The organism is Streptomyces sp. NPDC005899 (assembly GCF_040629645.1).
Lineage (GTDB): Bacteria > Actinomycetota > Actinomycetes > Streptomycetales > Streptomycetaceae > Streptomyces.
This window is the reverse complement of record NZ_JBEXWB010000012.1, coordinates 16,925-43,136: the sequence shown is the minus strand read 5'-3', so window position 1 is coordinate 43,136 and position 26,212 is coordinate 16,925. Positions and strand designations below refer to the sequence as shown.

General features: G+C 70.6%; 20 protein-coding genes and 2 tRNA genes. 8 read left to right on the top strand and 14 right to left on the bottom strand.

Going from position 1 to position 26,212, the window contains the following annotated elements:
* Positions 1–6: 6 nt before the first annotated feature.
* The 3 genes from ABZ371_RS03235 to ABZ371_RS03225 all read right to left on the bottom strand — a co-directional run bounded on the left by ABZ371_RS03235 (position 7) and on the right by ABZ371_RS03225 (position 4,969).
* The gene (locus ABZ371_RS03235; RefSeq protein ID WP_358672861.1) at positions 7–3,405 is read right to left on the bottom strand and encodes a BTAD domain-containing putative transcriptional regulator; all 3,399 of its coding nucleotides are present in this window, start codon (positions 3,403–3,405) and stop codon (positions 7–9) included.
* A gap of 160 nt (positions 3,406–3,565) precedes the next feature.
* Entirely contained in the window at positions 3,566–4,552 is a 987-nt protein-coding gene (bla, locus tag ABZ371_RS03230; protein WP_358672860.1) for a class A beta-lactamase, read from the bottom strand.
* Between the two features lie 344 nt (positions 4,553–4,896).
* Positions 4,897–4,969 (bottom strand) — tRNA-Ala (locus ABZ371_RS03225).
* 170 nt (positions 4,970–5,139) lie between these two features.
* Between ABZ371_RS03225 and ABZ371_RS03220 the strand changes: the two genes are divergently transcribed.
* Entirely contained in the window at positions 5,140–5,688 is a 549-nt protein-coding gene (locus ABZ371_RS03220) for a DNA-binding protein (RefSeq protein WP_358672859.1), read from the top strand.
* Positions 5,689–5,810: 122 nt separating this feature from the next.
* Complete coding sequence (locus ABZ371_RS03215) at positions 5,811–7,172, top strand: protein kinase (RefSeq protein ID WP_358672858.1); 1,362 nt, start codon at positions 5,811–5,813, stop codon at positions 7,170–7,172.
* Between the two features lie 25 nt (positions 7,173–7,197).
* On the opposite strand, the gene ABZ371_RS03210 is transcribed toward ABZ371_RS03215, so the two are convergent.
* On the bottom strand, positions 7,198–8,505 hold the full coding sequence (locus ABZ371_RS03210) for a hypothetical protein (RefSeq protein WP_358672873.1): 1,308 nt from the start codon (positions 8,503–8,505) through the stop codon (positions 7,198–7,200).
* Positions 8,506–9,069: 564 nt separating this feature from the next.
* Positions 9,070–9,204: a DLW-39 family protein gene (locus tag ABZ371_RS03205; RefSeq protein WP_003958712.1), complete on the bottom strand. Its 135-nt coding sequence runs from the start codon at positions 9,202–9,204 to the stop codon at positions 9,070–9,072.
* A 337-nt stretch (positions 9,205–9,541) separates the two neighbouring features.
* On the opposite strand from ABZ371_RS03205, the gene ABZ371_RS03200 reads away from it, so the two are divergent.
* Positions 9,542–9,901, top strand: coding sequence for a DUF6344 domain-containing protein (locus ABZ371_RS03200; RefSeq protein WP_358672857.1), 360 nt, complete (start codon positions 9,542–9,544; stop codon positions 9,899–9,901).
* Positions 9,902–10,322: 421 nt separating this feature from the next.
* Here the strand turns inward: ABZ371_RS03200 and ABZ371_RS03195 are convergent.
* The 9 genes from ABZ371_RS03195 to dnaA all read right to left on the bottom strand — a co-directional run bounded on the left by ABZ371_RS03195 (position 10,323) and on the right by dnaA (position 23,139).
* Positions 10,323–10,399, bottom strand: a tRNA-Ile gene (locus ABZ371_RS03195).
* Positions 10,400–10,470: 71 nt separating this feature from the next.
* Positions 10,471–11,067, bottom strand: coding sequence for a DUF3566 domain-containing protein (locus ABZ371_RS03190; protein ID WP_358672856.1), 597 nt, complete (start codon positions 11,065–11,067; stop codon positions 10,471–10,473).
* 93 nt (positions 11,068–11,160) lie between these two features.
* Complete coding sequence (gene gyrA / locus ABZ371_RS03185; RefSeq protein WP_358672855.1) at positions 11,161–13,788, bottom strand: DNA gyrase subunit A; 2,628 nt, start codon at positions 13,786–13,788, stop codon at positions 11,161–11,163.
* 46 nt (positions 13,789–13,834) lie between these two features.
* Entirely contained in the window at positions 13,835–15,904 is a 2,070-nt protein-coding gene (gene gyrB, locus ABZ371_RS03180) for a DNA topoisomerase (ATP-hydrolyzing) subunit B (protein ID WP_358672854.1), read from the bottom strand.
* Between the two features lie 508 nt (positions 15,905–16,412).
* Positions 16,413–16,955, bottom strand: coding sequence for a DciA family protein (locus ABZ371_RS03175; protein WP_358672872.1), 543 nt, complete (start codon positions 16,953–16,955; stop codon positions 16,413–16,415).
* Between the two features lie 26 nt (positions 16,956–16,981).
* Complete coding sequence (gene recF, locus ABZ371_RS03170; protein WP_358672853.1) at positions 16,982–18,112, bottom strand: DNA replication/repair protein RecF; 1,131 nt, start codon at positions 18,110–18,112, stop codon at positions 16,982–16,984.
* A gap of 52 nt (positions 18,113–18,164) precedes the next feature.
* The gene (gene gnd / locus ABZ371_RS03165; RefSeq protein WP_358672852.1) at positions 18,165–19,043 is read right to left on the bottom strand and encodes a phosphogluconate dehydrogenase (NAD(+)-dependent, decarboxylating); all 879 of its coding nucleotides are present in this window, start codon (positions 19,041–19,043) and stop codon (positions 18,165–18,167) included.
* Between the two features lie 131 nt (positions 19,044–19,174).
* Positions 19,175–20,305: a DNA polymerase III subunit beta gene (gene dnaN, locus ABZ371_RS03160; RefSeq protein ID WP_358672851.1), complete on the bottom strand. Its 1,131-nt coding sequence runs from the start codon at positions 20,303–20,305 to the stop codon at positions 19,175–19,177.
* A gap of 1,046 nt (positions 20,306–21,351) precedes the next feature.
* The gene (gene dnaA / locus ABZ371_RS03155; RefSeq protein ID WP_358672850.1) at positions 21,352–23,139 is read right to left on the bottom strand and encodes a chromosomal replication initiator protein DnaA; all 1,788 of its coding nucleotides are present in this window, start codon (positions 23,137–23,139) and stop codon (positions 21,352–21,354) included.
* Between the two features lie 381 nt (positions 23,140–23,520).
* Between dnaA and rpmH the strand changes: the two genes are divergently transcribed.
* From rpmH to ABZ371_RS03130, 5 genes are read left to right on the top strand one after another with little or no spacing between them, the layout of a single operon-like run.
* Positions 23,521–23,658, top strand: a complete 138-nt coding sequence (rpmH, locus tag ABZ371_RS03150; RefSeq protein ID WP_014047156.1) for a 50S ribosomal protein L34 — start codon at positions 23,521–23,523, stop codon at positions 23,656–23,658.
* 18 nt (positions 23,659–23,676) lie between these two features.
* Positions 23,677–24,048, top strand: a complete 372-nt coding sequence (gene rnpA / locus ABZ371_RS03145) for a ribonuclease P protein component (RefSeq protein WP_358672849.1) — start codon at positions 23,677–23,679, stop codon at positions 24,046–24,048.
* On the top strand, positions 24,045–24,404 hold the full coding sequence (yidD, locus tag ABZ371_RS03140; RefSeq protein ID WP_358672848.1) for a membrane protein insertion efficiency factor YidD: 360 nt from the start codon (positions 24,045–24,047) through the stop codon (positions 24,402–24,404). The genes rnpA and yidD overlap by 4 nt, the downstream gene beginning before the upstream one ends.
* Before the next feature lie 3 nt (positions 24,405–24,407).
* Entirely contained in the window at positions 24,408–25,676 is a 1,269-nt protein-coding gene (gene yidC, locus ABZ371_RS03135; protein ID WP_358672847.1) for a membrane protein insertase YidC, read from the top strand.
* Positions 25,677–25,691: 15 nt separating this feature from the next.
* The gene (locus ABZ371_RS03130; protein WP_358672846.1) at positions 25,692–26,201 is read left to right on the top strand and encodes a R3H domain-containing nucleic acid-binding protein; all 510 of its coding nucleotides are present in this window, start codon (positions 25,692–25,694) and stop codon (positions 26,199–26,201) included.
* Positions 26,202–26,212: the final 11 nt, after the last annotated feature.

Here is a 26,212-nt window from a genome sequence, read left to right as displayed (position 1 = left end):
CGGGACCTACCTCACCGGACCCGTGCCCAGCAGGGTCCGCAGGGTGTCCGCCTCCGGGACGGCGAGGGGCCCGGCCAGCGCCAGCGCCCGGCGCCAGGGCCGGTCGGGACGGCCGTGGCCCGGCACGGTGCCGGCGGCGCGGCCCCAGGCCATCAGGGCGCGCACCTCGCCCAGGCGGTGGCCCGCCGTCCGGTACAGGAGGGCGGCACGGCGGTATCCGGTGATGGCGGCCGCACACCGCCCGGACGCCAGCGCGCAGTCCGCCTCCAGCACCAGCATCTGCGCCGTGACCAGGCGCATGTCGTACCCCTGGAGGGCCCGCCGGGTACGCCGGCCGGCCGCCAGCGCCTCCTCGTACAGGCCGAGCCGTACGTACGTGGCCGCGCTCTCGGCCTGGGCGCGCACCGCTCCCTGCCGGTAGTTGATCTGCTCCGCGAGCAGCAGCGCCTTGCCGAAACTGCGCATGGCCACGTCCGTGTGCTCGGCGGCGGCCTCGACCCCGCCCAGCCGGATCAGGCAGTCCGCCTCGATGCGGGGGTCCGACAGGTGCGGGATGGCCACGTGCGCCTCCCGGGCCGCGGCGACCGCCCGGGCGTGCTCCCCCAGATCGCTGAAGAGCGCCGCCCGGCAGGTCAGCGCGATGGCCACGCCCTCGTGGAAGTCCACGTCACGGCTCGAACTGATCGCCAGCTCGCACCAGTGGCTCGCCTCGCCGTACTGCCCGAGCTGTCGCAGCGCGAGCGCGATGTAGGCGGGCAGGCGGATCTGCCCGAACCGGGAACCCGCCTTCTCCGCCAGCACCAGGGAGCGGCGGAAGTCGCGCAGCGCGAGGGCCGGGTCACCCGTGTCGTAGGCGTTGCGGGCCAGCCGGCCCAAGGCGTTGGCCTGACCCGCCAGGTCACCGAGGCCCTCGTGGATGCGCAGCGCGGCCCCCAGGTACCGGTTCGCCAGCCCGATCGCCCCGACCGACCAGTACGACCGGCCGAGGACCGCCAGGGAGAGCGCTTCCCCCGCCCGCCAGGAGGCGCTCCGGCTGGCGGCCAGCGCCTCCCGGGCGAGCCGCCGCTCGCTGGAGAACCGGCCCACGCGGTAGCGGGAGTCGGCGATGTTGAGCAGCATCGCCGTGTTCGCCCGCTCGTTCCCCGCCTTGGCGGCCGCGCTCTGCGCCGCCTCGACGGCGGCTGACCAGTCGTCACCGCCGGGGTGCAGCCGGATGAATCCGAGCATGGCGTCGGCGAGCCGCCAGCCGGCCGGACCGAGCCCCTGTTCGGAGGCGAGTTTGATGGCCGCGCACAGGTTGGCCTTCTCCCGGACCAGCCACGCCATGCCGGCCTCGCCGGCGCCTTCCGCGCGGCCGGGGTGGCCATAGGGGGCGGGGCCGCCGTGGCCGTGCGGATCACCGGCCCCGTCGAGGCCGTCGGGAACGTGGGGCCCGGCAGGGTCCTGGCGGCCGGTGTCCCCGGGGCGCGCTCCCGGGCCCGGACCGAGGGGCAGGGCACCCGCGCCCCGGTGCACTCCCGGCATCTGGATGCCGTTGGCACCGCTGACCCGTTCCACCGACTGCCGGTACCACTCCAGAAGCCGCAGCAGGACACCCCGCCGCACCTCCCACGGGTCCTCGTCACAGGCGCGCCCCACCGCGTACTCCTTGACCATGTCGTGCATCCGGTACCGGCGCGGGGCGTACTCGGACAGCAGGTTGGCCCGCACCAGCGCGCCGATGCGCTCCTCCAGCAGGGCGAACGACCCGTCCGACAGCGCCGCCACGGCGTCCCGCCCGAACTCGGTGCCCGGGACGACGCCCAGCTGCCTGAACAGCTGTCGCTGATCCCTCCTCAACTTGCCGTAGGACAGGTCGAGCGCCCGGCCCATCGCACCGCGCGCGTCCGCGCTGTCGGCGCTCGGAACCCGTGCGAGCACCTGGCCGAGCGGTTCGTCGGGGTGGTTCGCGGCGTAGGCGCCGCTGAGCCGCACGGTCAGCGGCAGCCGCCCGGAGGCCCGTACGATGCCGGCCGCCGCCTCCGGCTCGTTCGCCACGCGCGCGCTGCCGACCAGCGAGGACAGCAGGGCGAGCGCGGACGCGGTGTCCAGGGCGTCCAGCAGCACCTCGCCGGCGAAGTAGGTCGCCGTCAGCCCCGGCATCCGCTCCCGGCAGGTCACCACGACCGCACTGCCGTCGACACTCGGCGGCAGCAGGTGGCGCACCTGCTCCGGTCCAGCGGCGTCGTCCAGGACGAGCAGCACCCGGCGGCCGACGAGCAGCGTCCGGTACAGGGCCGCCCGTTCGTCGAGTCCGAACGGGATGTCGGCGGCCGGAAGCCCCAGTGCGAGCAGTACCCGGGCGAGCGTCTCGATCGGGTCGAGGGGCGGAAGGTGCGGCTCGTGGCCCCGTAACGCCACGAAGAACTGCCCGTCGGGAAAAGCCGAATGGGCCCGCTGCGCCCACTGCAGCGCCAACGTTGTCTTTCCGGCCCCGGCCATCCCGCTGATGACGGCGAGGTTGCTGCCCTGGGGCACGGCGGGCACCGCGGTGGCGCGCGTCGGCGTCAGCAGCACGTCCAGCTCGAGCAACTCGCGCTCCCGGCCCGCGAAGTACCCGGCGCCCTGGGGCATGCGCAGCCGGTCACGGGCCTGCGTGGCGACGGAGAGCGCGCTGCCCCCGTCCCCGGCCGGACGCTCCGGGTGCAGCAGCCGCTCCCCGGCCTTGCGCAGCGCCTCACCGGGGCCGGTCGACAGCTCGCTGGCCAGTCGGGACCGGGCCGCCTCGTACGTCCGCAGCGCGGCGGCGGGATTGCCGCTGTCCCGGTGGGCGGTGACCAGCCGGAGCGTCAACTCCTCGTCGTACGGCCGCTCCTCGGTCATCCGCTGGAGCTGGGTGAGTATCTCCTGGGGCCGGCCGAGTCTCAGCTGCGCGTCGAAGTAGTCCAGCAGGGCGGCCTGCCGCTCGCCGTCCAGTGCCGTACGCAGCGCTTCGGCACGGGTGCCCAGCAGGTCGCCGAGCGCGGCACCGGACCACTGCGCCAGCGCGGACCGCAGGAGCGCGCTGCGCTCCTCGTCCCCCCGCACCGCGGAGGCCCGGAAGACGTGGGCGCGGAAGCGGTAGAGGTCGACGGCCACCGGGTCGACCCGCAGCACGTACCCGCCTGCCTGCGACAGGAGGACCGGGCCTCCGGGTGCGCCGGCCAGCACCTTGCGCAAGCGGGTCGCGTAGCCGGCGAGCGTGTTGCGCGCCTGGCGCGGCGGCCTGTCGTCCCACACGAGCTCGGCGAGGCGGCTGCTGGGCACCACGTTGTTCACGTCCACCAGCAGCATGGCCAGCAGGCTGCGCTGCCGCGCGTGTCCGATGTCGAGGTCACGATCGCCGGACAGCGCCCGTACCGGCCCCAGCACCCGTAGGTCGATCACAGTGGACTCCACTCAAGAGTTCGACGGTCGCCGGGTGGCTCCATGCCTACTCGCCGTACACGGCTCAGAGTCGCCCACGACGTGGCGGGGAGAAGGCGCTTTGCGTTCTATGTGGCGAACGTAACGCGATGCCCGCCGGGTCGGTGCTTCGTCGCGGGGTTCAGGCGGGCGGCCGGGAGAGTGCGCCGAAGGCGACGGCGGCGGCTCGCGCGAGGAGGGCGTCGTCGCGTGCGGCGCCCTCGGTACCGCGGTCGGAGAGGACGGCCAGCGCGATGGGGGCGGCGCCGGGAGGCCAGGCGACGGCGATGTCGTTGCGGGTGCCGTAACCACCCGTGCCGGTCTTGTCGCCGATCCGCCAGCCGGCGGGGGCGCCGGCGCGGATGGTGGTGGTGCCGGTGGTGTTGCGCTCGAGCCAGTCGGTCAGCAGGGCGCGTTTCCCGGCGTCGAGGATGTCGCCGAGGACGTAGGCGCGCAGGTCCGTCGCGAGGGCGCGGGGCGAGCTGGTGTCACGGGGGTCGCCGGGGACGGAGTCGCTGAGGGCGACCTCGTAGCGGTCGCACCGCGTGACCCGGTCGCCCAGGGAGCGGAGGGCGGCCTGGAGGCCCCCGGGGCCGCCGAGTTCGCGGAAGAGGAGATTGGCCGCGGCGTTGTCGCTGTAGCGGATCGCGGCGTCGCACAGCTCGCGCAGGGTCATCCCGGCGGCGACGTGCCGCTCCGTGACGGGCGAGTTGGCGACGATCGCTTCGCGCCCGTAGCGCACGAGCCGGTCGAGCTGCCGCGGGGAGTTCCTGTCCAGTACGGCACCGGCGAGCAGTGCCTTGCAGGTGGAGGCGTAGGCGAAGCGCTCGTCGGGCCGGTGGGCGACGGACCGGCCGCTGCCGGTGTCGAGGGCGTAGACCCCGAGCCGGGCGTCGAACTGCCGCTCCAGTGCGCCGAACGCACGCCGGGTGCGGGGATCGGCGGACGCCGCCGGGGAGGCCCCGGACGCGGGTGGGGCCGATCCGGACGCGCGGGGCTCGGCGGTGTCCCGGGGGGACGTGCCCGTACATCCGGCAAGGGGCAGGGCGGTGATCCCGGCCAGGGTGGCGAGCGCGGCGCGACGGGAGGCGGGGGCGACGAGGGAGGTCGGGGTGCTGCTGGTGCGCATGGTGTGGGGGCCTTCCGATCTGCCGTGCTGTCCGCTCAGCCGTCTTCTCCCGCCCGGTCCGTCCGCTCAGCCGCTCGAGAGCGTCCGGGCTCCTCCCGTACGGGTTCGTCCGCTCAGGTCTGTCCGCACCGGTCTCCCGCTATGCCGTGCGCGGCCCGGAAATCCTGGATCGGCGGGGCCCGCACCCTCCACGGCCCGGCTTCCCGACCACCGGACGCGCCGCTCCGGCATCACCGGACCCGCCCGACGAGGACATGCCCGCCGAGGCCCCGCCCACCCCGGCGCCCGGACGGAAAAAAGCCCCCTCCGGCTGCGTTGTCGCAGGTCGGAGGGGGCTGACGCTGTGGAGCCTAGGAGATTCGAACTCCTGACATCTGCCTTGCAAAGGCAGCGCTCTACCAACTGAGCTAAGGCCCCGATACGCGGACGGCACCCGCCACATCCGGGTCGCGTCGTCCGTCGCAGAACAGAGTACCGGGTCACCCCCTGAATCCTGCAAAAGGATTGGGGCTCCCCGTCCGCAACCGCTCTCCGTAAGATGCACGACGAGGTTCGCAGCAGCGAAGCCGCAGCCAAGGGGAGACGCAATGGACGCAGCGCAGCAAGAGGCAACGGCGAGAGCCCGGGAGCTCCAGCGCAGCTGGTACGGGGAGCCGTTGGGGGCGCTGTTCCGCAGGCTGATCGACGACCTCGGCCTGAACCAGGCCCGCCTCGCCGCGGTGCTCGGGTTGTCCGCCCCCATGCTGTCGCAGCTGATGAGCGGCCAGCGGGCCAAGATCGGCAACCCCGCGGTCGTCCAGCGGGTCCAGGCGCTGCAGGAACTCGCCGGCCAGGTGGCCGACGGCAGCATAAGCGCGGGCGAGGCCACCGAACGGATGGAGGAGATCAAGAAGTCCCAGGGCGGCTCCGTCCTGACCGGCACCGGCCAGACCTCCAGCACCGGAGGGGCCCTCACCGTCCGGCGCGTCGTGCGGGAGATCCAGTCCCTGCTGCGGTCGGTCGCCGCGGCCGGCGACATCATCGACGCGGCGGACTCCCTCGCCCCGGCCCACCCCGAGCTGGCAGAGTTCCTCAGGGTGTACGGGGCCGGACGGACCGCGGACGCGGTCGCGCACTACGAGGGCCACCAGAACTAGGCATCGTCGTCCGGCTCGGACGGCCGGCGGCGGGCCGGCCGGGGCCCTGACGGACAGGGCCCCGGCGGCCTGCCGCCGCCGGGCCACGAGCCGAAACCGGAACGGGGAGCGGGCGCAGCGCAATGGGTGAGGTTTTCGCCGGCAGGTACGAGCTGATCGACCCGATCGGGCGGGGCGGGGTGGGCGCCGTCTGGCGCGCCTGGGACCACCGCCGCCGCAGGTACGTGGCCGCCAAGGTCCTGCAGCAGAGCGACGCGCACACACTGCTGCGCTTCGTCCGTGAGCAGGCGCTGCGGATCGAGCATCCGCACGTCCTGGCCCCCGCCAGCTGGGCGGCGGACGACGACAAGGTCCTGTTCACGATGGACCTGGTCAGTGGTGGTTCGCTGGCCCATGTCATCGGTGACTACGGGCCGCTGCCCCCGCGTTTCGTCTGCCTCCTGCTGGACCAGCTGCTGTCCGGGCTCTCCACGGTGCACGCGGAAGGGGTCGTGCACCGCGACATCAAGCCGGCCAACATCCTGATGGAGGCCACGGGGACGGGCCGGCCGCATCTGCGGCTCTCCGACTTCGGCATCTCCATGCGCAAGGGCGAGCCGCGCCTGACCGAGACCAACTACGTGGTCGGCACGCCGGGTTACTTCGCGCCCGAACAGCTGATGGGCGCCGAACCCGACTTCCCCGCCGACCTGTTCGCCGTGGGCCTGGTGGCCCTCTATCTGTTGCAGGGCCGCAAGCCGGACGCCCAGGCGCTCGTGGAGTACTTCGCCGCCCACGGCACGCCGGGTGCGCCCCAGGGCGTGCCGGAGCCCCTGTGGCAGGTGCTGGCAGGGCTGCTGCAACCCGACCCGCAGGCCCGCTTCCGCACGGCCACGGGCGCGCGGAAGGCCCTCGCCGCGGCCGTCGAGATGCTGCCGGAACCCGGTCCGCAGGACGAGCGGGTCGAGGTGTTCGACCAGATCGGACCCCTGCCCCCGGGCTTCGGCCCGGACGGGCCCGTGCAGGCCCCCCGGCCGGCGCCGGGGACGGCCGACCCGGCTCCGGCTCCCGGCCCGCCGCAGCGGTCCGGGCAGCAACCGCCCCCGCCGCCCTCGATGTCCGAGACGGGCAGCTTCCACCTGGCGCCGCCACCGCGGCAGTCCGCGCCCGTGCCCCCGCCCGGCCAGGTGTACGCGCCCTTCGGTCCGCCGCACCCGGTCTCACCGTCACCGGCCGACGCCGCGGGCCTCGCCCACGCGCCCACCGCCGCGGTGCCGTACCAGGCGCCTCCCACCCGGGCCTACACCGCGCAGCACCCGCAGGACGCGGGGCAGCCGCAGCACGCACCGGAACCCCACGCCGGGACTGCCGTCACGCCGCCCGTCCCGGCGCGGGGCGCCTCCCCGGCCACGCGCCCGGGGCCGCCGCTCAAGGTGGCGGTGCCGGTGCTGATCGTGGCCCTGGTGTGCTTCGCCGTCGGCATCTGGGCACTGACCCGGGTCTGAATCCGTCCGGCACCGCGGCCGGGCGCTACCAGGCCTGCGGCGGGCCCCCGAACGGCGGCTGCCCACCGGGCACCGAGGCCCCCGGCACGGACCGGCGCCGGGCCAGCAGGGTCCAGACGCCGAGCCCGAGCACGAGCACGGAGCCGGTCCCGATGCCCGCCGCGGCCACCGTCCGCATCGTCCCGCTGCCCCCGGCCCGGGATTCGCTCAGCCCGTCCCTGGCCGTGTCCAGGTCCTCCTCGCCGACTCCGAAGATCCCGGCGGCCCCCCGGTAGGGCGTCGGCCCGGCGTCGTTGCGGACACTCACCTTGAGCGTCAGTCCGATGGGCGTGTTCCCGTAGTGCTCACCGACCTCGGGGTCGAGCGACACCGACAGGTAGTACCAGCCGGCGAAGCGCATGGCACTGACGTCCGAGGCCGGGGCGTACCGGTTCTCGTACGCCACCGGTGGCAGCGGGTCCAGGGCCACGGAGGTGGGTTTGCCGGAGTACGAGAGCGTCGCGTCGTCCACGTGGCCGCGCACCGGATTCTCCAGCGACACGGCGAGGGCGTTGCCGAGGTACTCGGTCGACCTGTTGTTGTTGCTCAGCGCGGCCGTCGCGAAGATCTGCTGACCCCAGTCGACGGGCACGCGGTAGAAGCGCGTCTGCCCGGGAGCGATCGTGTCCACCCACTCACCGGTCACCAGACCGGTCGCGTCGTGGAAGCCGCTGCCACCGGAGCGTTTCTGCTTCCCGGAGGGCGGGGTCGGCGAGGCGGAGGGCCAGCTCTCGGGTGCCTCGGTCTCCCGTGCGGCGCCCTTCTTGAGCGCCGGTTCGGTGGCGAAGCGCAGTTCGAGGTCCCACGTGACCGCGGCGGATCCTGCCTTGCTCTCCCGCTCGATCAGCACGTTGTACGTGCCGGCCGCGGCGCAGGTGGTGCTGTCCTTCTCCACGGTCCGGTGCGCGTAGGCGGCGATGGGGCGCGGGAACTCGGCCGACTCGAAGCGCGCGTCCTGGGAATCGCACAGGGTGTCGTCCAGGTCCCTGATGCTGATCGTGATGCCGTCGCCGTAGGCGACCTTCCCGGGCCCCCTGGGGACCACCACGGACGAGACGTAGGCGCTGGTCGCGTCGTCGAGTTCGAGGCGGTAGTAGAGCTTCTGCCCGGGCTCGACGGAGCTCTTGTAGACCGAGCCGGGCTCCAGTTCCTCCGCGTCGGCGTTCGTCTCCGCGCCGCGGACGGCTGTCGCCGCCGGGTCGAACGTGTAGGTCCCCGGGCCGCCGGCCGCGTACGCCTGCCCGGGCAGCGCCGCCACCGCGCACATCACCGCCGTCGCGCACATCACCGCCATCGACGCCGACGTCACCCGGCCCCTGTCGCGCTGCCTGTTCACGCACTTCCCCTCGTCGTCTGCGTTCCCACCGTCCGCGCCCCACCCGGCGACGGCCCCCGGAGTACGGGCCCGCGGAATCCGGCGCCCGCCGGCCGGGGTGGCCACGGCGCCTTCCGGCGACGTGCCGGTGCCCGAGCTGATGCCGGTGCCGTTGCCCGGCCTGCTGCCCGAGCCGGTGCCGGTGCCGTTCCATCCTGCCCCGCCCGTACCACCGTTGTCTGCGGCCACAGCCGACTCTCCGCCCACGACCCCTGCGGACCACCGGGATCCGGATCCCCTGCTCCGGCCCCCTGCGTGCGCTGCACGTGGGGAGCGGCGCGGCGCCCACCCCGTGACCTCCCGGCGACACCCCGAGGCCGCCTACCGGCAGCCCGGCCGCTTTGCTCTCGCAAGCTACTGATTTGCGTGGGTTAACTCAAGAGCACGGCTGTCACGGCTCCGCAACAGGAGGGGGTCAGGGGCGCCGGACAGCACGAAGCCCCGGCCGCTCAGCGACCGGGGCCCGTCTCGGACTGTTCCGTCTCACACACCCGAACCTGCGGGCACGGAGTCGGTCGCCTCCGTCCACAGGTCCTGCTCGGCGCGATCCGCCTGGATCTGGCGGTACACGAGGAGCCCGCCGATGGCAGCCAGTGCGACCAGGAGAAGCTTCTTCACCGCGCGACCTCGTCTTTCCTTGACGTAAGGGACTTCTGCGGCCCGACTATACACACCGGCCGATACCGATCGGTGACCTGCCCGGGGCCCGTCCGCCGCACCGTCGCGGCACCTACCGAGGACCTCGCCGACCCCTCGCCGGCTCTCTTCCGGACACCCCGTCAGCACTCCGTCACGGCTCCCGCGCCGCCGGGAGGAGCTTCCACGGACCGGTTGAACCATACGAGTGGTGTTCATCCGAAGATCGGCGCAGCGGGGGCGTCGGTCCCGCAATCCACCGGACACCTCAACATCATCAGAAAGGTAAGCAAACCGGACCACCTGAAAGCGAGGGGCCATGAGCGCCTTCAAGGTCAAGAACATCTGGACCGCCTTCATCACCACCTTCTTCGCAATCCTCGCGTCACTGGGCTTCGCCACCGCCCAGGCCACGGCCACGGAGCCGGCGGCGACGACCCACGAACACACGGGCCAGGCCGCCGCAACCGCGACGACGCCGTCGGTCCGATGGACCCTTCCGCGTGACCGGGCGCTGCCGCCCACGATGAAGCAGCGGATCCGGGCCGAGGCCCACGGCTCCTCACCGGCCACCCGCCAGCTGTCCGCCGACACCGCGGACACCGCGCACCTGACGAACGCCACCCGCTCCACCCACGGCGGCACTCCCGCGGGGGACTCCTCCCCGCTCCCCCCGTGAGCGAACCGCGGACGATCCCTCAAGGCCCCTGACCCGGTCCCGCCGGCAGGGGCCTTTCCCGTGCGTCCACGACGGTGCGTGCGCACCGCCCCCGCCATATCCGCCCGAACGCCCGGGGCATCGCCCCACCCGCTCCGAGCCCCGCCCCTACGGGCCCCCGGGGCCCCCGCGCCCCGGGCCCCGGCACAGCCGCTCGCCCCGGGACAGCAGCACTGCCCCGGCCCATGGCTCCGCGGTCGTCCGGCACGGAGCAACACGGCAACCGGATGTGTGCCGCGATCCGGCCGGCCAGGCGGGACGACGGTCCTCCCGCACGAGCCCCCTGCGCGCCGCCCCCTGCGCGACGAGGGAGCGGCGACAGACTGATCCCGGCCACACACGCCGAAGGCCCCCCACCGGTACCGGTGGGGGGCCTTCGTGCTGGTGGGGCTAACAGGATTTGAACCTGTGGCCTCATCCTTATCAGGGATGCGCTCTAACCAACTGAGCTATAGCCCCGCCGCGCTGCTGCGCTGACTTCTGAAGATTAGCGCACGTCGGGGCCAGTCCCAAAATCGATACCCGGCGCCCTACTCGTCCTCGGCCAGCGTGAGCTCGACACCACCCACGAAGCCCGCCGACAGGTTGTAGATGAAGGCGCCCAGAGTCGCCAGCGCGGTGGCCAGCACCACGTCGATCACCGCGATGACGGACGTGAAGATGAGCACCCGCGGCAGCGAGAGGAACGACTGCAGATCGAAACCGTTGCTCTCGTTCGAGCCGGTGGCCTCGCTGATCGTGCCGCCCACGGTGGAGAAGACGCCCATCGCGTCCATCACCATCCACAGGACGGCGGCCGCGACCACGGTGCAGACACCGAGCGCGATGGACAGCAGGAAGCTGACCTTCATGACCGACCACGGGTCGGCCTTCGCCACCCGCAGACGCGCCTTCCGCGTACGCGGAGTGGTCCGCGCCCCCGTCCGGGGCAACCGGGTCGCCTGTACGCCGCCCACGCCCTGTGCTCCGCCCTGTGTGCCGCCACCCTGCGTACCGCCCACGGGGGACGGGTACGCCTGCGGCGGGTGGTAGGGCCCCGCCTGACCCGCTGCGGGCTCCCGCTCCCCGGGCAACGGCCCGGTCGCGTAGCCCTCGTACTGGGGCTGAGGTCCCCGAGTGTCCGTCACAGTGCCCCCTTGGGAGTCCGTGGCAGAGCCACGGACGCCGTTCGTACCTGCTCCGGAAGCGGCCGAACCGGCGCCCGTGGCTCCACTCACGCTCTACTCCTCGTGCTCCCCGGCCGAAGGCTCCGTGCCCTCGACTGTGCCCTCGACCACGCTCTCGGCATGGGCCTCGACCGTGGCGCCTTCGGCTTCATCGGTCCCGTCGACCTCTTCGGCCTCGCGACCGGCCTCGGCGTTGCGCGCGATACCGACGACGGCATCGCGCTTGCCCAGATTGATCAGTTGGACGCCCATGGTGTCACGGCCCGTCTCCCTGACTTCATTGACTCGCGTACGGATCACACCACCGCCGAGCGTGATGGCGAGGATCTCGTCCGTTTCCTCCACCACCAGCGCACCGACGAGTGATCCCCGGTCCTCCACGATCTTCGCGGCCTTGATACCCAGACCGCCACGACCCTGGACGCGGTACTCGTCGACGGCGGTCCGCTTGGCGTATCCGCCGTCGGTGGCAGTGAACACGAACGTGCCGGGCCGTACAACATTCATCGAGAGCAGTTCGTCTCCCTCACGGAAACTCATGCCCTTCACGCCCGAGGTGGCCCGGCCCATCGGACGCAGCGCGTCGTCCGTCGCGGTGAACCTGATCGACTGGGCCTTCCTGCTGATGAGCAGCAGGTCGTCGTCGGCCGAGACCAGTTCGGCACCGATCAGCTCGTCGTCGCCGCCGTCCTGCGTCTCCCGCAGGTTGATCGCGATGACGCCGCCGGAGCGGGGGGAGTCGTAGTCCTTCAGCGCGGTCTTCTTCACCAGACCGCCCTTCGTGGCCAGGATCAGGTAGGGCGCGGCCTCGTAGTCGCGGATCGCCAGGATCTGCGCGATCTGCTCGTCCGGCTGGAAGGCCAGCAGGTTCGCCACGTGCTGACCGCGGGCGTCCCGGCCGGCGTCCGGCAGCTCGTACGCCTTGGCCCGGTAGACCCGGCCCTTGTTCGTGAAGAACAGCAGCCAGTGGTGGGTCGTCGACACGAAGAAGTGGTCGACGATGTCGTCTTCCCTGAGCTTCGTGCCGCGCACGCCCTTGCCGCCGCGCTTCTGCGAGCGGTAGTCGTCCGTCTTGGTGCGCTTCACATAGCCGCCGCGGGAGATCGTGACGACGATGTCCTCCTCGGCGATCAGGTCCTCGATGGACATGTCGCCGTCGAAGGGCACCAGCTTGGAACGGCGGTCGTCGCCGAACTTGTCGACGATCGCGGCGAGTTCCTCGCTCACGATCTTCCGCTGGCGCTCCGGCGAGGCCAGGATCGCGTTGTACTCGTCGATCTTGGCCTGGAGTTCGTCGTGCTCCGCCGTGATCTTCTGGTGCTCCAGCGCGGCGAGCCGGCGCAGCTGCATCTCCAGGATGGCGTTGGCCTGGATCTCGTCGATCTCCAGGAGGCCCATCAGGCCCTCACGCGCGATCTCCACCGTGTTGCTGCGACGGATGAGGGCGATGACCTCGTCGATCGCGTCCAGGGCCTTGAGCAGACCGCGCAGGATGTGCGCCCGCTCCTCGGCCTTGCGCAGCCTGAACCGCGTACGCCGGACGATGACCTCGATCTGGTGCGTCACCCAGTGCCGGATGAAGGCGTCGATCGACAGGGTGCGCGGCACCCCGTCGACGAGCGCCAGCATGTTCGCACCGAAGTTCGTCTGCAGGTCGGTGTGCTTGTACAGGTTGTTCAGCACGACCTTGGCGACCGCGTCGCGCTTGAGGACGACGACCAGGCGCTGACCGGTGCGCGAGGACGTCTCGTCCCGCACGTCGGCGATCCCGCCGATCTTGCCGTCCTTCACCAGGTCGGCGATCTTCTGCGCGAGGTTGTCGGGGTTGGTCTGGTACGGGAGCTCCGTGACGACCAGGCACTGCCTGTTCTGGATCTCCTCGACCGCGACGACCGCGCGCATCGTGATCGAGCCGCGGCCCGTGCGGTACGCCTCCTCGATGCCCTTGCGGCCCACGACCAGGGCGCCCGTCGGGAAGTCCGGGCCCTTGATGCGCTCGATCAGGGCGTCCAGGAGTTCCTCGTGCGAGGCCTCCGGGTGCTCGAGGTACCACTGCGCGCCGGCGGCGACCTCGCGCAGGTTGTGCGGCGGGATGTTCGTCGCCATGCCGACCGCGATGCCCGCCGAGCCGTTGACCAGCAGGTTCGGGAAGCGCGCCGGCAGGACCGTCGGCTCCTGGTTGCGGCCGTCGTAGTTGTCCTGGAAGTCGACGGTCTCCTCGTCGATGTCCCGGACCATCTCCATGGACAGCGGCATCATCTTGCACTCGGTGTACCGCATCGCCGCGGCCGGGTCGTTGCCCGGTGAACCGAAGTTGCCGTTGGAGTCCACCAGCGGCATGCGCATCGACCAGTGCTGCGCGAGCCGCACGAGCGCGTCGTAGATCGACGAGTCGCCGTGCGGGTGGTACGTACCCATGACGTCACCGACGACGCGGGCGCACTTGTAGAAGCCCTTCTCGGGCCGGTAGCCGCCGTCGTACATCGCGTACAGCACCCGTCGGTGGACGGGCTTCAGACCGTCCCTCACGTCGGGCAGCGCACGCGAGACGATGACGGACATCGCGTAGTCGAGGTAGGAGCGCTGCATCTCCGTCTCGAGCCCCACGGGCTCGACACGCATGCCCACGCCCGGGACGGCGGGCTCCTCGTCGGGCATCACAGGGGTGTTCTCGTCGGCCATTTCTGGTCAAAGTCCTTTCGAGCTGCGGCTTGCTTGTGCGACCGACTCAGATGTCGAGGAAGCGGACGTCCTTGGCGTTGCGCTGGATGAACGAGCGCCGCGCCTCGACGTCCTCGCCCATCAGCACCGAGAACAGGTCGTCGGCCTGTGCCGCGTCGTCCAGCGTGACCTGGCCGAGAACACGGTGGTCCTGGTCCATCGTGGTGATGCGCAGCTCCTCGGCGTTCATCTCGCCGAGACCCTTGAAGCGCTGGATCGAGTCCTCCTTGATCCGCTTCCCGCCCTGCTTGCCGAGCTGCACGAGTGCGTCGCGCTCACGGTCGGAGTAGGCGTACTCGAAGTCGTCGCGGCCCCACTTGATCTTGTAGAGCGGCGGACGCGAGAGGTACACGTGCCCGGACTCCACCAGCGGCCGCATGAACCGGAACAGGAACGTCAGCAGCAGGGTGTTGATGTGCTGGCCGTCGACGTCGGCGTCGGCCATCAGGATGATCTTGTGGTAGCGGAGCTTCTCGATGTCGAAGTCCTCGTGGACACCGGTGCCGAAGGCCGAGATGAGCGCCTGGACCTCGGTGTTCTGGAGGATCTTGTCGATCCGGGCCTTCTCGACGTTCAGGATCTTGCCCCGGATGGGCAGGATCGCCTGGTACATCGGATTGCGGCCGGACTTCGCCGAACCACCGGCGGAGTCACCCTCGACGATGAAGATCTCGCACTTCGTCGGGTCGTTGGACTGGCAGTCGCTCAGCTTGCCGGGCAGCGAGGCGCTCTCCAGGAGCCCCTTGCGCCGCGTCAGGTCACGGGCCTTGCGGGCCGCCACGCGGGCGGTCGACGCCGCGATGCCCTTGCGGATGATGTCGGCGGCCTCGTTGGGGTTGCGGTCGAACCAGTCCGTCAGCTGCTCGTGGACGACCTTCTGCACGAAGGTCTTCGCCTCGGTGTTGCCCAGCTTGGTCTTCGTCTGGCCCTCGAACTGCGGCTCGCCGAGCTTGACCGAGATGATCGCCGTCAGGCCCTCGCGGACGTCCTCACCCGTGAGGTTGTCGTCCTTCTCGCGCAGCAGCTTCTTGTCCCGCGCGTAGCGGTTGACCAGCGAGGTCAGCGCCGCGCGGAAGCCCTCCTCGTGCGTACCGCCCTCGTGCGTGTGGATCGCGTTGGCGAAGGAGTAGACACCCTCGGTGTACTGCGTGTTCCACTGCATGGCGATCTCGACCGAGAGGAGCCGTTCCTTGTCCTCGGCCTCGATGTCGATCACCGACTGGTGGATCAGCTCTCCCTTGCGGGAGTTGAGGTACTTGACGAAGTCGACGATGCCGTTCTCGTAGTGGTACGTGACCGTCCGGGTCGGCTCCTCGTCGGGTACGTCGACCACCTCGGCGGTGTCCGCGCCCGCCGTGGCCTTCGCGGCCGCCCGCTCGTCGGTGAGCTTGAGGGTGAGTCCCTTGTTGAGGAACGCCATCTCCTGGAAGCGGCGCGAGAGGGTCTCGAAGGAGTAGTCGGTGGTCTCGAAGACGTCTCCGTCGGCCCAGAAGGTGACGGTCGTCCCCGTCTCCTCGGTGGCCTCGTGACGGGCCAGCGGGGCCGTCGGGACACCGAGCTTGTAGTCCTGGGTCCAGCGGTAGCCGTCGGTCCTGACCTCCACGGCCACCCGTGTGGACAGGGCGTTGACGACGGACACGCCGACGCCGTGCAGACCACCGGAGACGGCGTAGCCGCCACCGCCGAACTTGCCGCCCGCGTGCAGCACCGTCAGCACTACCTCGACGGCCGGCTTGCCCTCCGACGGCACGATGCCGACCGGGATGCCACGGCCGTTGTCGATCACACGCACCCCGCCGTCGGCGAGGATCGTGACGTCGATCGTGTCCGCGTGCCCGGCCATGGCCTCGTCGACCGAGTTGTCCACGACCTCTTGCACGAGGTGGTGGAGACCGCGCTCACCGGTCGAACCGATGTACATGCCAGGTCGCTTGCGGACCGCGTCCAGGCCCTCGAGGACCGTGATCGCGCTGGCGTCGTACGAGGCGGTTACCTCGCCGTGCTCACCGGCTGTGGAGGGAATGTTCTCGTTGGGGTTGCCGGAATCGGCCACGAAGCGCCCTTTCTGGCACAGCACAGGCCGTTCTCCGGACAGGCGGGAGCGGCTGCGTCGTTCGGCTTGTATCGACGACTCCCGCCCGGAGGCGGGATTTCCCATCAGTCTACCGGTAGCGCTGACATGAATGGGGGTTTGCGGGTACCTGAGTCCGCATGTGCCGCCCTGAATGAGCGGCTGCCGACTCCCCATATCCGGGAAGGGGCCCTGGGAGGCTCACGCGGGCATTGAGCGCTTCGACCTGTCAACCTCCGGCTACGGTGAGGGACGCCTCATCGCACCCGGCCGGAACGCATCGTGACCTACAGGGACAAAAGGAACAGCGAGGCCGAGTGGCGGCAGGAGGTTCCGGGCCGGAACGCCCGTGAAGGGAACGCGTGCCGGAGAACCGGGAGGCTGCCGGGGAGCCGGCCGCGGCTCCCGGGAGGGAGGCGCGGCAGCGGCCGGCCGTGACTCCCGGCGGGAAGGCGCGGCAGCGGTCGGCCGAGGCTCCCGGCCAGGAGGCGGCGAGGCGCGGCGCGCTCCGCCCTCAGCCGTAGGTGTCCCCGGGGCCCTTGCTGCCGGGGGCCCGCAGGGGGCCGAACCTCTGCTGTGGTCCCCCGGGACCCAGCACCTTGATCATCCGCACGGTGCCCTGGCCCAGGTCCGCGTTCAGCCGGGCCACCAGCTGCGGCGCCAGCAGGCGCAGCTGCGTCGCCCACGCCGTCGAGTCGCACTGCACCGTCAGAACGCGCTGCTCCGGGTCCTCGTCGTAGCGCAGGGGCACACAGTGGTTGGCCAGGTCGTCCCCCACGATCTGCGGCCAGCGGCCCATCACACCGCCCACGGCCGCAGGGGTCTCCCACCCGCGCTCGGTGATCAGCCGGTTGATCGCCGACCCGAGGGGCAGCGGATCACGTCCGTCGGACCGGGCTCCCGAACGCAGCCCGCCACCGCGCCTGGCCTGCTTCCTCTGCTGCACCGCCGCACCACGCGCACGGGCCTGCTCCTTGGCCGCCCGCAGCGCCACCCGGGCCAGATCGACACCCGAGACCTCGGGCTGCGGCGCCCCGGGCCCGGCAGGCCCCGGCAGCCCTCCCCGGTCGCCCTCCGCGCCGCTCACAGCCGCTCCACCGCGCCTGCGGCGACCGTGTACCTGGCCCCCGCCAGGATGCCCGGCACGTCGTCGTCCACCGCGGCGGTCACCAGCACCTGCTCACCCGGCGCCACCAGCTCGGCGAGCCGCTCACGCCGGCGGGCGTCCAGCTCGGCGAACACGTCGTCGAGCACGAGCACCGGCTCGTTGCCCTCACCGCGCAGCAGATCGTAGGAGGCCAACCGCAGTGCCAGCGCGTACGACCAGGACTCGCCGTGACTCGCGTACCCCTTCGCCGGCATCCCCCGCAGGCCGAGCACCAGGTCGTCGCGGTGCGGGCCGACGAGCGTCACCCCCCGCTCGATCTCCTGCTTGCGGGCCCCGGCGAGCGCGGCCATGACCTGCTCGTACAGCTCCTCGCGGGTCCGGGCCGGCTCGACTTCGGCACCGGCCGAACTGCGGTAGTCGAGCGTCACCGGGCCGCCTCCGGGGGCGACGTCCGCGTAGGCCTTGTCGGCCAGCGGCTGCAGCGTCGCGATGAGGTCGAGGCGCTGCGCCAGCAGCTCCGCCCCCACCCGGCCCAGGTGCTGGTCCCACACGTCCAGCGTGGACAGGTCCATCGACCGGCCGCCGTGTCTGCGGGCCATCGCCGCGGACTTCAGGAGGGTGTTGCGCTGTTTCAGCACCCGCTCGTAGTCGGACCGGACACCGGCCATGCGGGGAGAGCGCGCGGTGATCATCTCGTCCAGGAAGCGCCGCCGCTCGCCCGGATCCCCCTTGACGAGGGCAAGATCCTCCGGGGCGAACAGCACCGTCCGCACTATGCCCAGGACGTCCCGGGGCCTGACCTGCGAGGACCTGTTGATCCGCGCCCGGTTGGCGCGGCCGGGGTTGAGCTCCAGCTCGATCAGCTGCGAGCGTTCGCCCTGCGTGACCGCGGCCCGCACGACGGCGCGCTCGGCCCCCATCCGCACCAGGGGGGCGTCCGACGACACCCGGTGGCTGCCGAGTGTCGCCAGGTAACCGACGGCCTCGACGAGATTGGTCTTGCCCTGGCCGTTGGCTCCCACGAACACGGTGACGCCCGGGTCGAGAGGGACCTCGACCCGGGCGTACGAGCGGAAGTCGGCCAGCGAGAGATGCGTGACGTGCATGGTCGCCGACCTTCCCGACTTCGTGCCGTGCTGTGTGCCGCTGTAGTGCGTACTACTTCTTGTTCTCGACCGCGTGCCCGCCGAACTGGTTGCGCAGCGCGGCGATCATCTTCATCTGGGGCGAGTCGTCCTGCCGGGAGGCGAAGCGCGCGAAGAGGGAGGCGGTGATCGCCGGCAGCGGGACCGCGTTGTCGATGGCGGCCTCGACCGTCCACCGGCCCTCGCCGGAGTCGGCGGCGAAGCCACGGAGCTGGTCGAGGTGCTCGTCGTCGTCCAGCGCGTTGACCGCGAGGTCCAGCAGCCAGGAACGGATGACCGTGCCCTCCTGCCAGGAGCGGAAGACCTCACGGACGTCCGTGACGGAGTCGACCTTCTCCAGCAGCTCCCAGCCCTCGGCGTAGGCCTGCATCATGGCGTACTCGATGCCGTTGTGGACCATCTTGGCGAAGTGGCCGGCCCCGACCTTGCCCGCGTGGACGGAACCGAAGTCGCCCTCGGGCTTGAGCGCGTCGAAGATCGGCTGCACCTTGGCGACGTTCTCCTCGGTGCCGCCGTACATCAGGGCGTAGCCGTTCTCCAGGCCCCAGACGCCGCCGGAGACTCCGCAGTCGACGAAGCCGATGTCCTTGAGGCCGAGCTCGAGGGCGTGCTTCTCGTCGTCGGTCCAGCGGGAGTTCCCGCCGTCCACGACGACGTCGCCCGGGGAGAGCAGATCGGCCAGCTCGTCGATGGTGGACTGGGTCGCGGCACCGGCCGGGACCATCACCCACACGACCCGCGGACCCTTGAGCTTGCCCACAAGCTCTTCGAGGCTGTGGACGTCGGCGACATCCGGGTTGCGGTCGTAACCGATGACGGTGTGGCCTGCGCGGCGGATGCGCTCGCGCATGTTGCCGCCCATCTTGCCGAGTCCGACGAGACCGAGCTCCATCAGAGATTCCTTAAGCGTTGTGCCGATTCGTACCCGGTTCCGAGCCTACGCCGGGCCGGGGGCAGGGCGGCGGGCGCGCTCCGCGCTGAGCGCGCCCGCCGGAAATGCCACGAGGGTGGGACGCCGCCGGGTCAGCCGGAGAGGCGGACCGGCATGATCAGGTACTTGTACGCGTCGTCCGCCTCCGCGTCGACGGCCGGGCGGCCGCTGAGGAGGGCCGGCTTGGTCGACGTCGTGAAGGACAGCTGGGCGACCGGGGAGTCGATCGCGCTCAGTCCGTCCAGCAGGAAGGTCGGGTTGAAGGCGATCGAGATGTGGTCGCCCTCGAGCACGGCGTCGACGCGCTCCACAGCCTGTGCGTCGTCGCTCGACCCCGCCTCGAGGATCAGGACGCCCTGCTCGAAGCTGAGCCGCACCGGGGTGTTGCGCTCGGCGACGAGGGCCACGCGCTTCACCGCCTCGACGAACGGCGCGGTCTCGATGACGGCGACCGAGTTGAACTCGGTGGGGAAGAGGGTGCGGTACTTCGGGAGGTCGCCCTCCAGCAGCCGCGTGGTCGTACGCCGGCCCGCGCCCTCGAAGCCGATGAGCCCCTCACCGGCACCCGACCCGGACAGCGCCAGGGTGACCGTGTCACCGCTGGTGAGCGCCTTGGCGGTGTCCAGGAGCGTCTTGGCCGGCACCAGGGCCACGGCGGAGGCGTCCGCGTTCTCCGGCTTCCACCGGAACTCGCGGACCGCGAAGCGGTAGCGGTCGGTCGAGGCGAGGGTGACGGTGTCGCCCTCGATCTCGATGCGGACGCCGGTGAGCACGGGCAGTGTGTCGTCACGGCCGGCGGCGATGGCGACCTGCGCCGCGGCGGAGGCGAACACCTCACCGGGGACGGTGCCGGTCGCGGTCGGCATCTGGGGCAGTGCCGGGTACTCCTCCACAGGCAGTGTGTGGAGTGTGAACCGTGAGGAGCCGCAGACCACGGTGGCGCGCACGCCGTCGGTGGAGATCTCCACCGGCCGGTTGGGCAGCGCGCGGCAGATGTCGGCCAGCAGCCGGCCGGAGACGAGCACCGTGCCGTCCTCCTCGATCTCCGCGTCGACGGAGACCCTGGCCGAGACCTCGTAGTCGAAGCTGGAGAAGGTGAGGGCGCCGTCCTCGGCCTTCAGCAGAAGGCCCGCGAGAACGGGCGCCGGCGGACGGGCCGGGAGGCTGCGGGCCACCCAGGCCACCGCCTCCGCGAGTACATCGCGCTCCACCCGGATCTTCACCGGAACCGCCTCCTGCTTTTGCTCGCTCGCCCTGCCGGCCTTCGTCGTCTGGTCGGGGTCTCCCTGCCTAGGGCTGGGGGAGGCCGCCGGGGTCCAGTCTGACGTACGGCACCGACACTCGTTGCTGCTCGGGGTCAAGTCGCGACCGGAGGCCGACGGAGCTCACGGCTCGAGTTGTGCACAGGCCCCACTTCGAAGCGGATTCCTGGCTAACTCTGAGTGGTAGTAGTAGTAGGCCCTGTGGAAACCGTGGATAACGTCGTATGCGCAGGTCAAGACCGGTTTTTTGTCCACCGACCCTGTGGGTGGAACCAGTGGACAACCGGGTGCTTCTGTGGACACTCGAAAGTTCTGCACACCCGATGCACAGGCGGGGGTCACTTCTCCCCAGGCCTGTCCCCAGCTTTACCCACGTTCCCCACAGCCCAATCGAGCATCTTCATGTGACGCCTTTCACTCTGGGCGGTGACAAGCGGTGTCGGGTTGCCGAACAGTGGACAGGGGTGTGGAGAAGCTGGGGACAACGCGGCACTGCCTGTGGGCAGCCGGTGGACAACATCATCTGCCCCCTGTGGACGAAAAATCTGTCCACAGCCTGTGGATCATCGTTGACCACAAATCCCCAACCGGGTGACCTGGCCTGATGGAGTATCGGCAGCGGCCTCTGTGGATGCAATCTGGACAACTTCTCAGTCCCCAGGCTGTGGACGCCCTCATCAGTCCCAATCTGTGGAGAACACGTCTCTCACGGCGCGTATTCGAACAACGCCCGGGGCCCGGGGGGACCTGCCGACGGTGAGGAGAGGTGTGCGCTGCCGCTCCGACAGCCTCCGAGCGGCCTTCCGAGCCCCATGTGAGCGGCTCCGGCCGCCCCTCATCCCCCGTGCAGCCGGCCCTGCTCGGGCTTCGGCGAGGTGTCCGCCCCGGGCTCGGGCGACGAAAAGCGCCCAGCGAGGACCTCTCGGTCGTCGCTGGGCGCCGGGTGCGTACTCGGCCGGCCGGTGTGGGCCGGGTGCGGCGTCGGCACACCGGTGTGCCGACGCCTGTCAGCCGTTCTTGATGCGGTTGGTCAGCTCGGTGACCTGGTTGTAGATGGAACGCCGTTCCGCCATCAGCGCACGGATCTTCCGGTCGGCGTGCATCACGGTGGTGTGGTCGCGGCCGCCGAACTGCGCACCGATCTTGGGAAGGGACAGGTCCGTCAGTTCGCGGCAGAGGTACATCGCGATCTGGCGCGCGGTCACCAGGACACGACTGCGTGAGGAGCCGCAGAGGTCTTCCACCGTCAGCCCGAAGTAGTCCGCCGTCGACGCCATGATGGCCGGCGCGGTGATCTCGGGGGCCGTGTCCTCCCCGCCCGGGATCAGGTCCTTCAGCACGATCTCGGTCAGGCCCAGATCGACCGGCTGCCTGTTGAGGCTCGCGAAGGCGGTCACCCGGATGAGGGCGCCCTCCAGCTCGCGGATGTTGCGCGAGATCCGCGAGGCGATGAACTCCAGTACCTCCGGCGGGGCGTTCAGCTGCTCCTGTACCGCCTTCTTGCGCAGGATGGCGATGCGCGTCTCCAGTTCGGGAGGCTGCACGTCGGTGGTGAGGCCCCACTCGAAACGGTTGCGCAACCGGTCCTCCAGCGTCACCAGCTGCTTGGGCGGCCGGTCCGAGGAGAGCACGATCTGCTTGTTGGCGTTGTGGAGCGTGTTGAAGGTGTGGAAGAACTCCTCCTGCGTCGACTCCTTGCTCGCCAGGAACTGGATGTCGTCGACCAGGAGGATGTCCACGTCGCGGTAGCGCTTGCGGAAGGTGTCGCCCTTGCCGTCGCGGATCGAGTTGATGAACTCGTTGGTGAACTCCTCGGAGCTCACGTACCGCACCCGGGTGCCCGGGTAGAGGCTGCGGGCGTAGTGCCCGATGGCGTGCAGCAGGTGCGTCTTGCCCAGCCCCGACTCCCCGTAGATGAACAGGGGGTTGTACGCCTTGGCCGGAGCCTCGGCGACCGCGACGGCCGCGGCGTGCGCGAAGCGGTTGGAAGCACCGATGACGAAGGTGTCGAAGAGGTACTTCGGATTGAGCCGGGCATGGGGCTCGGTGGTCCCCGGCGGAGGGGCGGAGTTCGTTCCCATGGGGCCGCCGCCCCCGGGCCGGCCGGTGCCGCCCTGGCGGTGCTGGGGCTGCTGTTCCTGCCGCTCGTGCCGCTCGTGCCGGTCCCGCCCGTCGCGCTGCGGCTCGTAGCCCTGGAGCTCGGGCGGCTGCGGCCGGTAGTCGTGCTGGGGCTGCTGCGAGCGCGGGTTCGCGTACGGATCGCGGTCCTGGTACCCGCCGTGCCGGGGCTGCCAGAGGTCCTCCTGGGCCCTCGGCCAGGCTCCGGGCTCGGGCCGCTGCTGCTGGTAGTCGGGGTAGGCCGGGCGCGCCGTCGGCATGCCGTCGTCCGACGGCCGGTGGCCGTAGCCGTCGTACCCGTCGTCGTGCGAGGGATCGTCGCGCTGCGGACCCTGGTAGCGGTGGGACTGCTGGCCCTGGTGCGACGGGCGCATGGGGGGCCCGGGCGGGGCCGGGGGATCGCCCGCGGAGTCGTCGACCGTGATCGCGATCCGGATCGGGCGCCCGCACTCACGCGTGAGCGCCTCGCTGATGAGCGGCGCCAGCCTCCCCTCCAGGACCCGCTTGCCCCACTCGTTCGGGACGGCCAGCAGGGCCGTGTCCGCGACGAGGGCCAGCGGCTGGCAGCGCTCGATCCACTGCCTGTCCTTCGGCTCGATGCCCTGCTGACCCTCCCCGAGGAGTTGGTCCAGCACGCGTGGCCACACTGCGGCAAGATCGGCAGGTACGTCAGCCACAAGGCACGCTCTCTCGCATGTCCCACGAATGTGTGGTTCTCGGGACGGGATGGGTCGGGTCGGGTGAGGCCCGGCAGGGGGGAAGGAAAGGAACCGGAGTTCAGCCACGGTAGTCAGCCCGACCCGCACGGTTCAAGTCGTTGTCCACAGGCTGTGTACAGCAGGGGGTGGCGCGGAGCTGGTTTGACCGGACGGCGCGGCCGCGCGTACCGTGGCCAGGTCGAGTTGTCGATGGCTGCTGCCGCCTGCCTCCGATGGGCAAAGATCACGATCTGTGATTGTGAAGCGGTGCACTAAGGCGTTTACGCGAGTTCCTCGTGGGCGCACGGTGACAGCCAGGCGATGTCCCGCCAACACACGAATCATTTCTGGAGCCCCCGAGTGAGCAAGCGCACCTTCCAGCCGAACAACCGTCGTCGCGCCAAGACCCACGGCTTCCGGCTGCGTATGCGTACCCGTGCCGGCCGCGCGATTCTCGCGAACCGCCGTGGCAAGGGTCGCGCCAACCTTTCCGCCTGATCGCGGTCAGGTCATGACGTGCTGCCTACCGAGAATCGGCTGAGGCGGCGCGAGGACTTCGCGACCGCGGTACGGCGAGGGCGTCGGGCCGGACGCCCGCTTCTCGTCGTACACCTACGCAGCGGTGCTACGGACCCGCACGCGACAGGGGAGAGTGCTCCCCCGCCGCGTGCGGGTTTCGTTGTCAGCAAAGCAGTGGGTGGGGCGGTCGTTCGCACCGCGGTGAAGCGAAGGCTGCGTCACCTGGTCCGCGAGCGGCTCGCCGAGCTGCCCCCCGGTAGCCTTGTTGTCGTACGAGCGCTGCCCGGATCGGGCGACGCCGATCATGCACAGCTGGCCCGAGACCTGGACGCCGCCCTGGAGCGGCTGCTGGGAGGGGGCGCGCGATGAAGTACCCGCTGCTGGCTCTCATCAAGCTGTACCAGTGGACGATCAGCCCGCTTCTCGGGCCCGTCTGCCGCTACTACCCGTCGTGTTCCCACTACGGATATACGGCGATCGACCGGCACGGTGCGATCAAGGGAACCGCGCTGACCGCCTGGCGCATCCTGCGGTGCAATCCGTGGTCGCCGGGCGGCGTGGATCACGTACCGCCACGCAGACGTCCGCGCTGGCACGAACTGCTGCGCGATCGTGCGCGTGGCGGCAAGGGCGGGGACTCCGCCGCCGATGTGCCTGCCGGGGGGTCGGCCTCCGTACCCCCGAGCCCGGCCACAGAGACCTCGCCCAATGCTCAAGGAGCCTGATTAGTGGACACGATTGCCAGTCTGTTCAGCTTTATCACCACCCCTGTCTCATGGGTCATCGTCCAGTTCCACAAGCTGTACGGAGCGATCTTCGGCGATGACACGGGCTGGGCCTGGGGCCTGTCCATCGTGTCCCTGGTGGTCCTGATCCGGATCTGCCTGATCCCGCTTTTCGTGAAGCAGATCAAGTCGACCCGGAACATGCAGGTGCTCCAGCCGAAGATGAAGGCGATCCAGGAGCGCTACAAGAACGACAAGCAGCGTCAGTCCGAAGAGATGATGAAGCTGTACAAGGAGACGGGTACCAACCCGCTCTCCTCGTGCCTTCCCATCCTGGCGCAGTCCCCGTTCTTCTTCGCCCTCTATCATGTGCTCTCGGCCATCGCCTCGGGCAAGACGATCGGCGTCATCGACCAGCCGCTGCTCGACAGCGCACGTCAGGCGCACATCTTCGGCGCTCCGCTGGCCGCGAAGTTCATGGACAGCCAGGACAAGGTCGCTGCGCTCGGCGCCTCGCTGACCGATGTCCGCGTCGTCACCGCGATCATGATCGTGATGATGTCGGCCTCCCAGTTCTTCACCCAGCGCCAGCTGATGACGAAGAACGTCGATCTGACCGTGAAGACCCCGTACATGCAGCAGCAGAAGATGCTCATGTACATCTTTCCGCTGATCTTCGCCGTCATGGGCATCAACTTCCCCGTCGGTGTCCTCGTCTACTGGCTGACCACGAACGTGTGGACCATGGGCCAGCAGATGTACGTGATCAACCAGAACCCGACGCCGGGCAGCAAGGCCCAGGACCAGTACCTGAACCGTCTGCTGAAGAGCGTGACCGCGCACGGCGAGGTACGGGGCCGGACGAGGCGCAACACCGTCAAGCGGATCGTCGCCAAGGGCCCCGACCGCAACGACATCGAGCGCAAGTTCATCACCGGTCTGGCCAAGCTGGGTCTCGCCGCCCAGGAGGACGGCACGGTGACGAAGAGCGAGACGGCCGTCGCCGAAGCCGAAGGCGGTGCTGCGGCCAGGCGGCAGCAGCCCAAGCGCCAGACGAAGGCCAAGCGTCAGACCGCTGCCACGCATCCCGGCACGGCGAAGGACTCCGAGACCACCGGCGCGGAGCCCAAGACCTCGCTGGAGAAGCGCGACGCATCGCAGGACGACAAGCCGAAGCCGGCGGGCAAGCCCACCGCGTCCGGTTCCTCACGCCAAGCCAAGTCCGGACAGCGCAAGGGCCCGCAGCGGCCCAAGCACCCGTCCAAGAAGTAAGAAGGAGTCCATCCCGTGACGGAAGGCACCACCACCACGGCCGCCGAGGGCAGCGACACTCTGACCCGCCTCGAGCAGGAGGGGGAGATCGCGGCGGACTACCTCGAAGGTCTGCTCGACATCGCCGACCTCGACGGTGACATCGACATGGATGTGGAGGCGGACCGGGCCGCGGTCTCGATCATCAGCGACTCGGCGCGTGATCTGCAGAAGCTGGTGGGACGCGAGGGCGAGGTGCTCGAGGCACTCCAGGAGCTCACGCGCCTGGCCGTGCACCGGGAGACCGGCGACCGCAGCCGCCTGATGCTGGACATCGGCGGATTCCGTGCCAAGAAGCGCGAAGTCCTCGCCGCGCTGGGTGCCAAGGCCGCTGATGAGGTCAAGAGCTCCGGTGAGCCGGTACGGCTGGAGCCCATGACGCCGTTCGAGCGCAAGGTCGTGCACGACGCCGTCGCGGCGGCGGGTCTGCGCAGCGAGTCCGAGGGCGAGGAGCCGCAGCGCTTCGTCGTCGTTCTTCCCGCCTGACCGGATCCTTG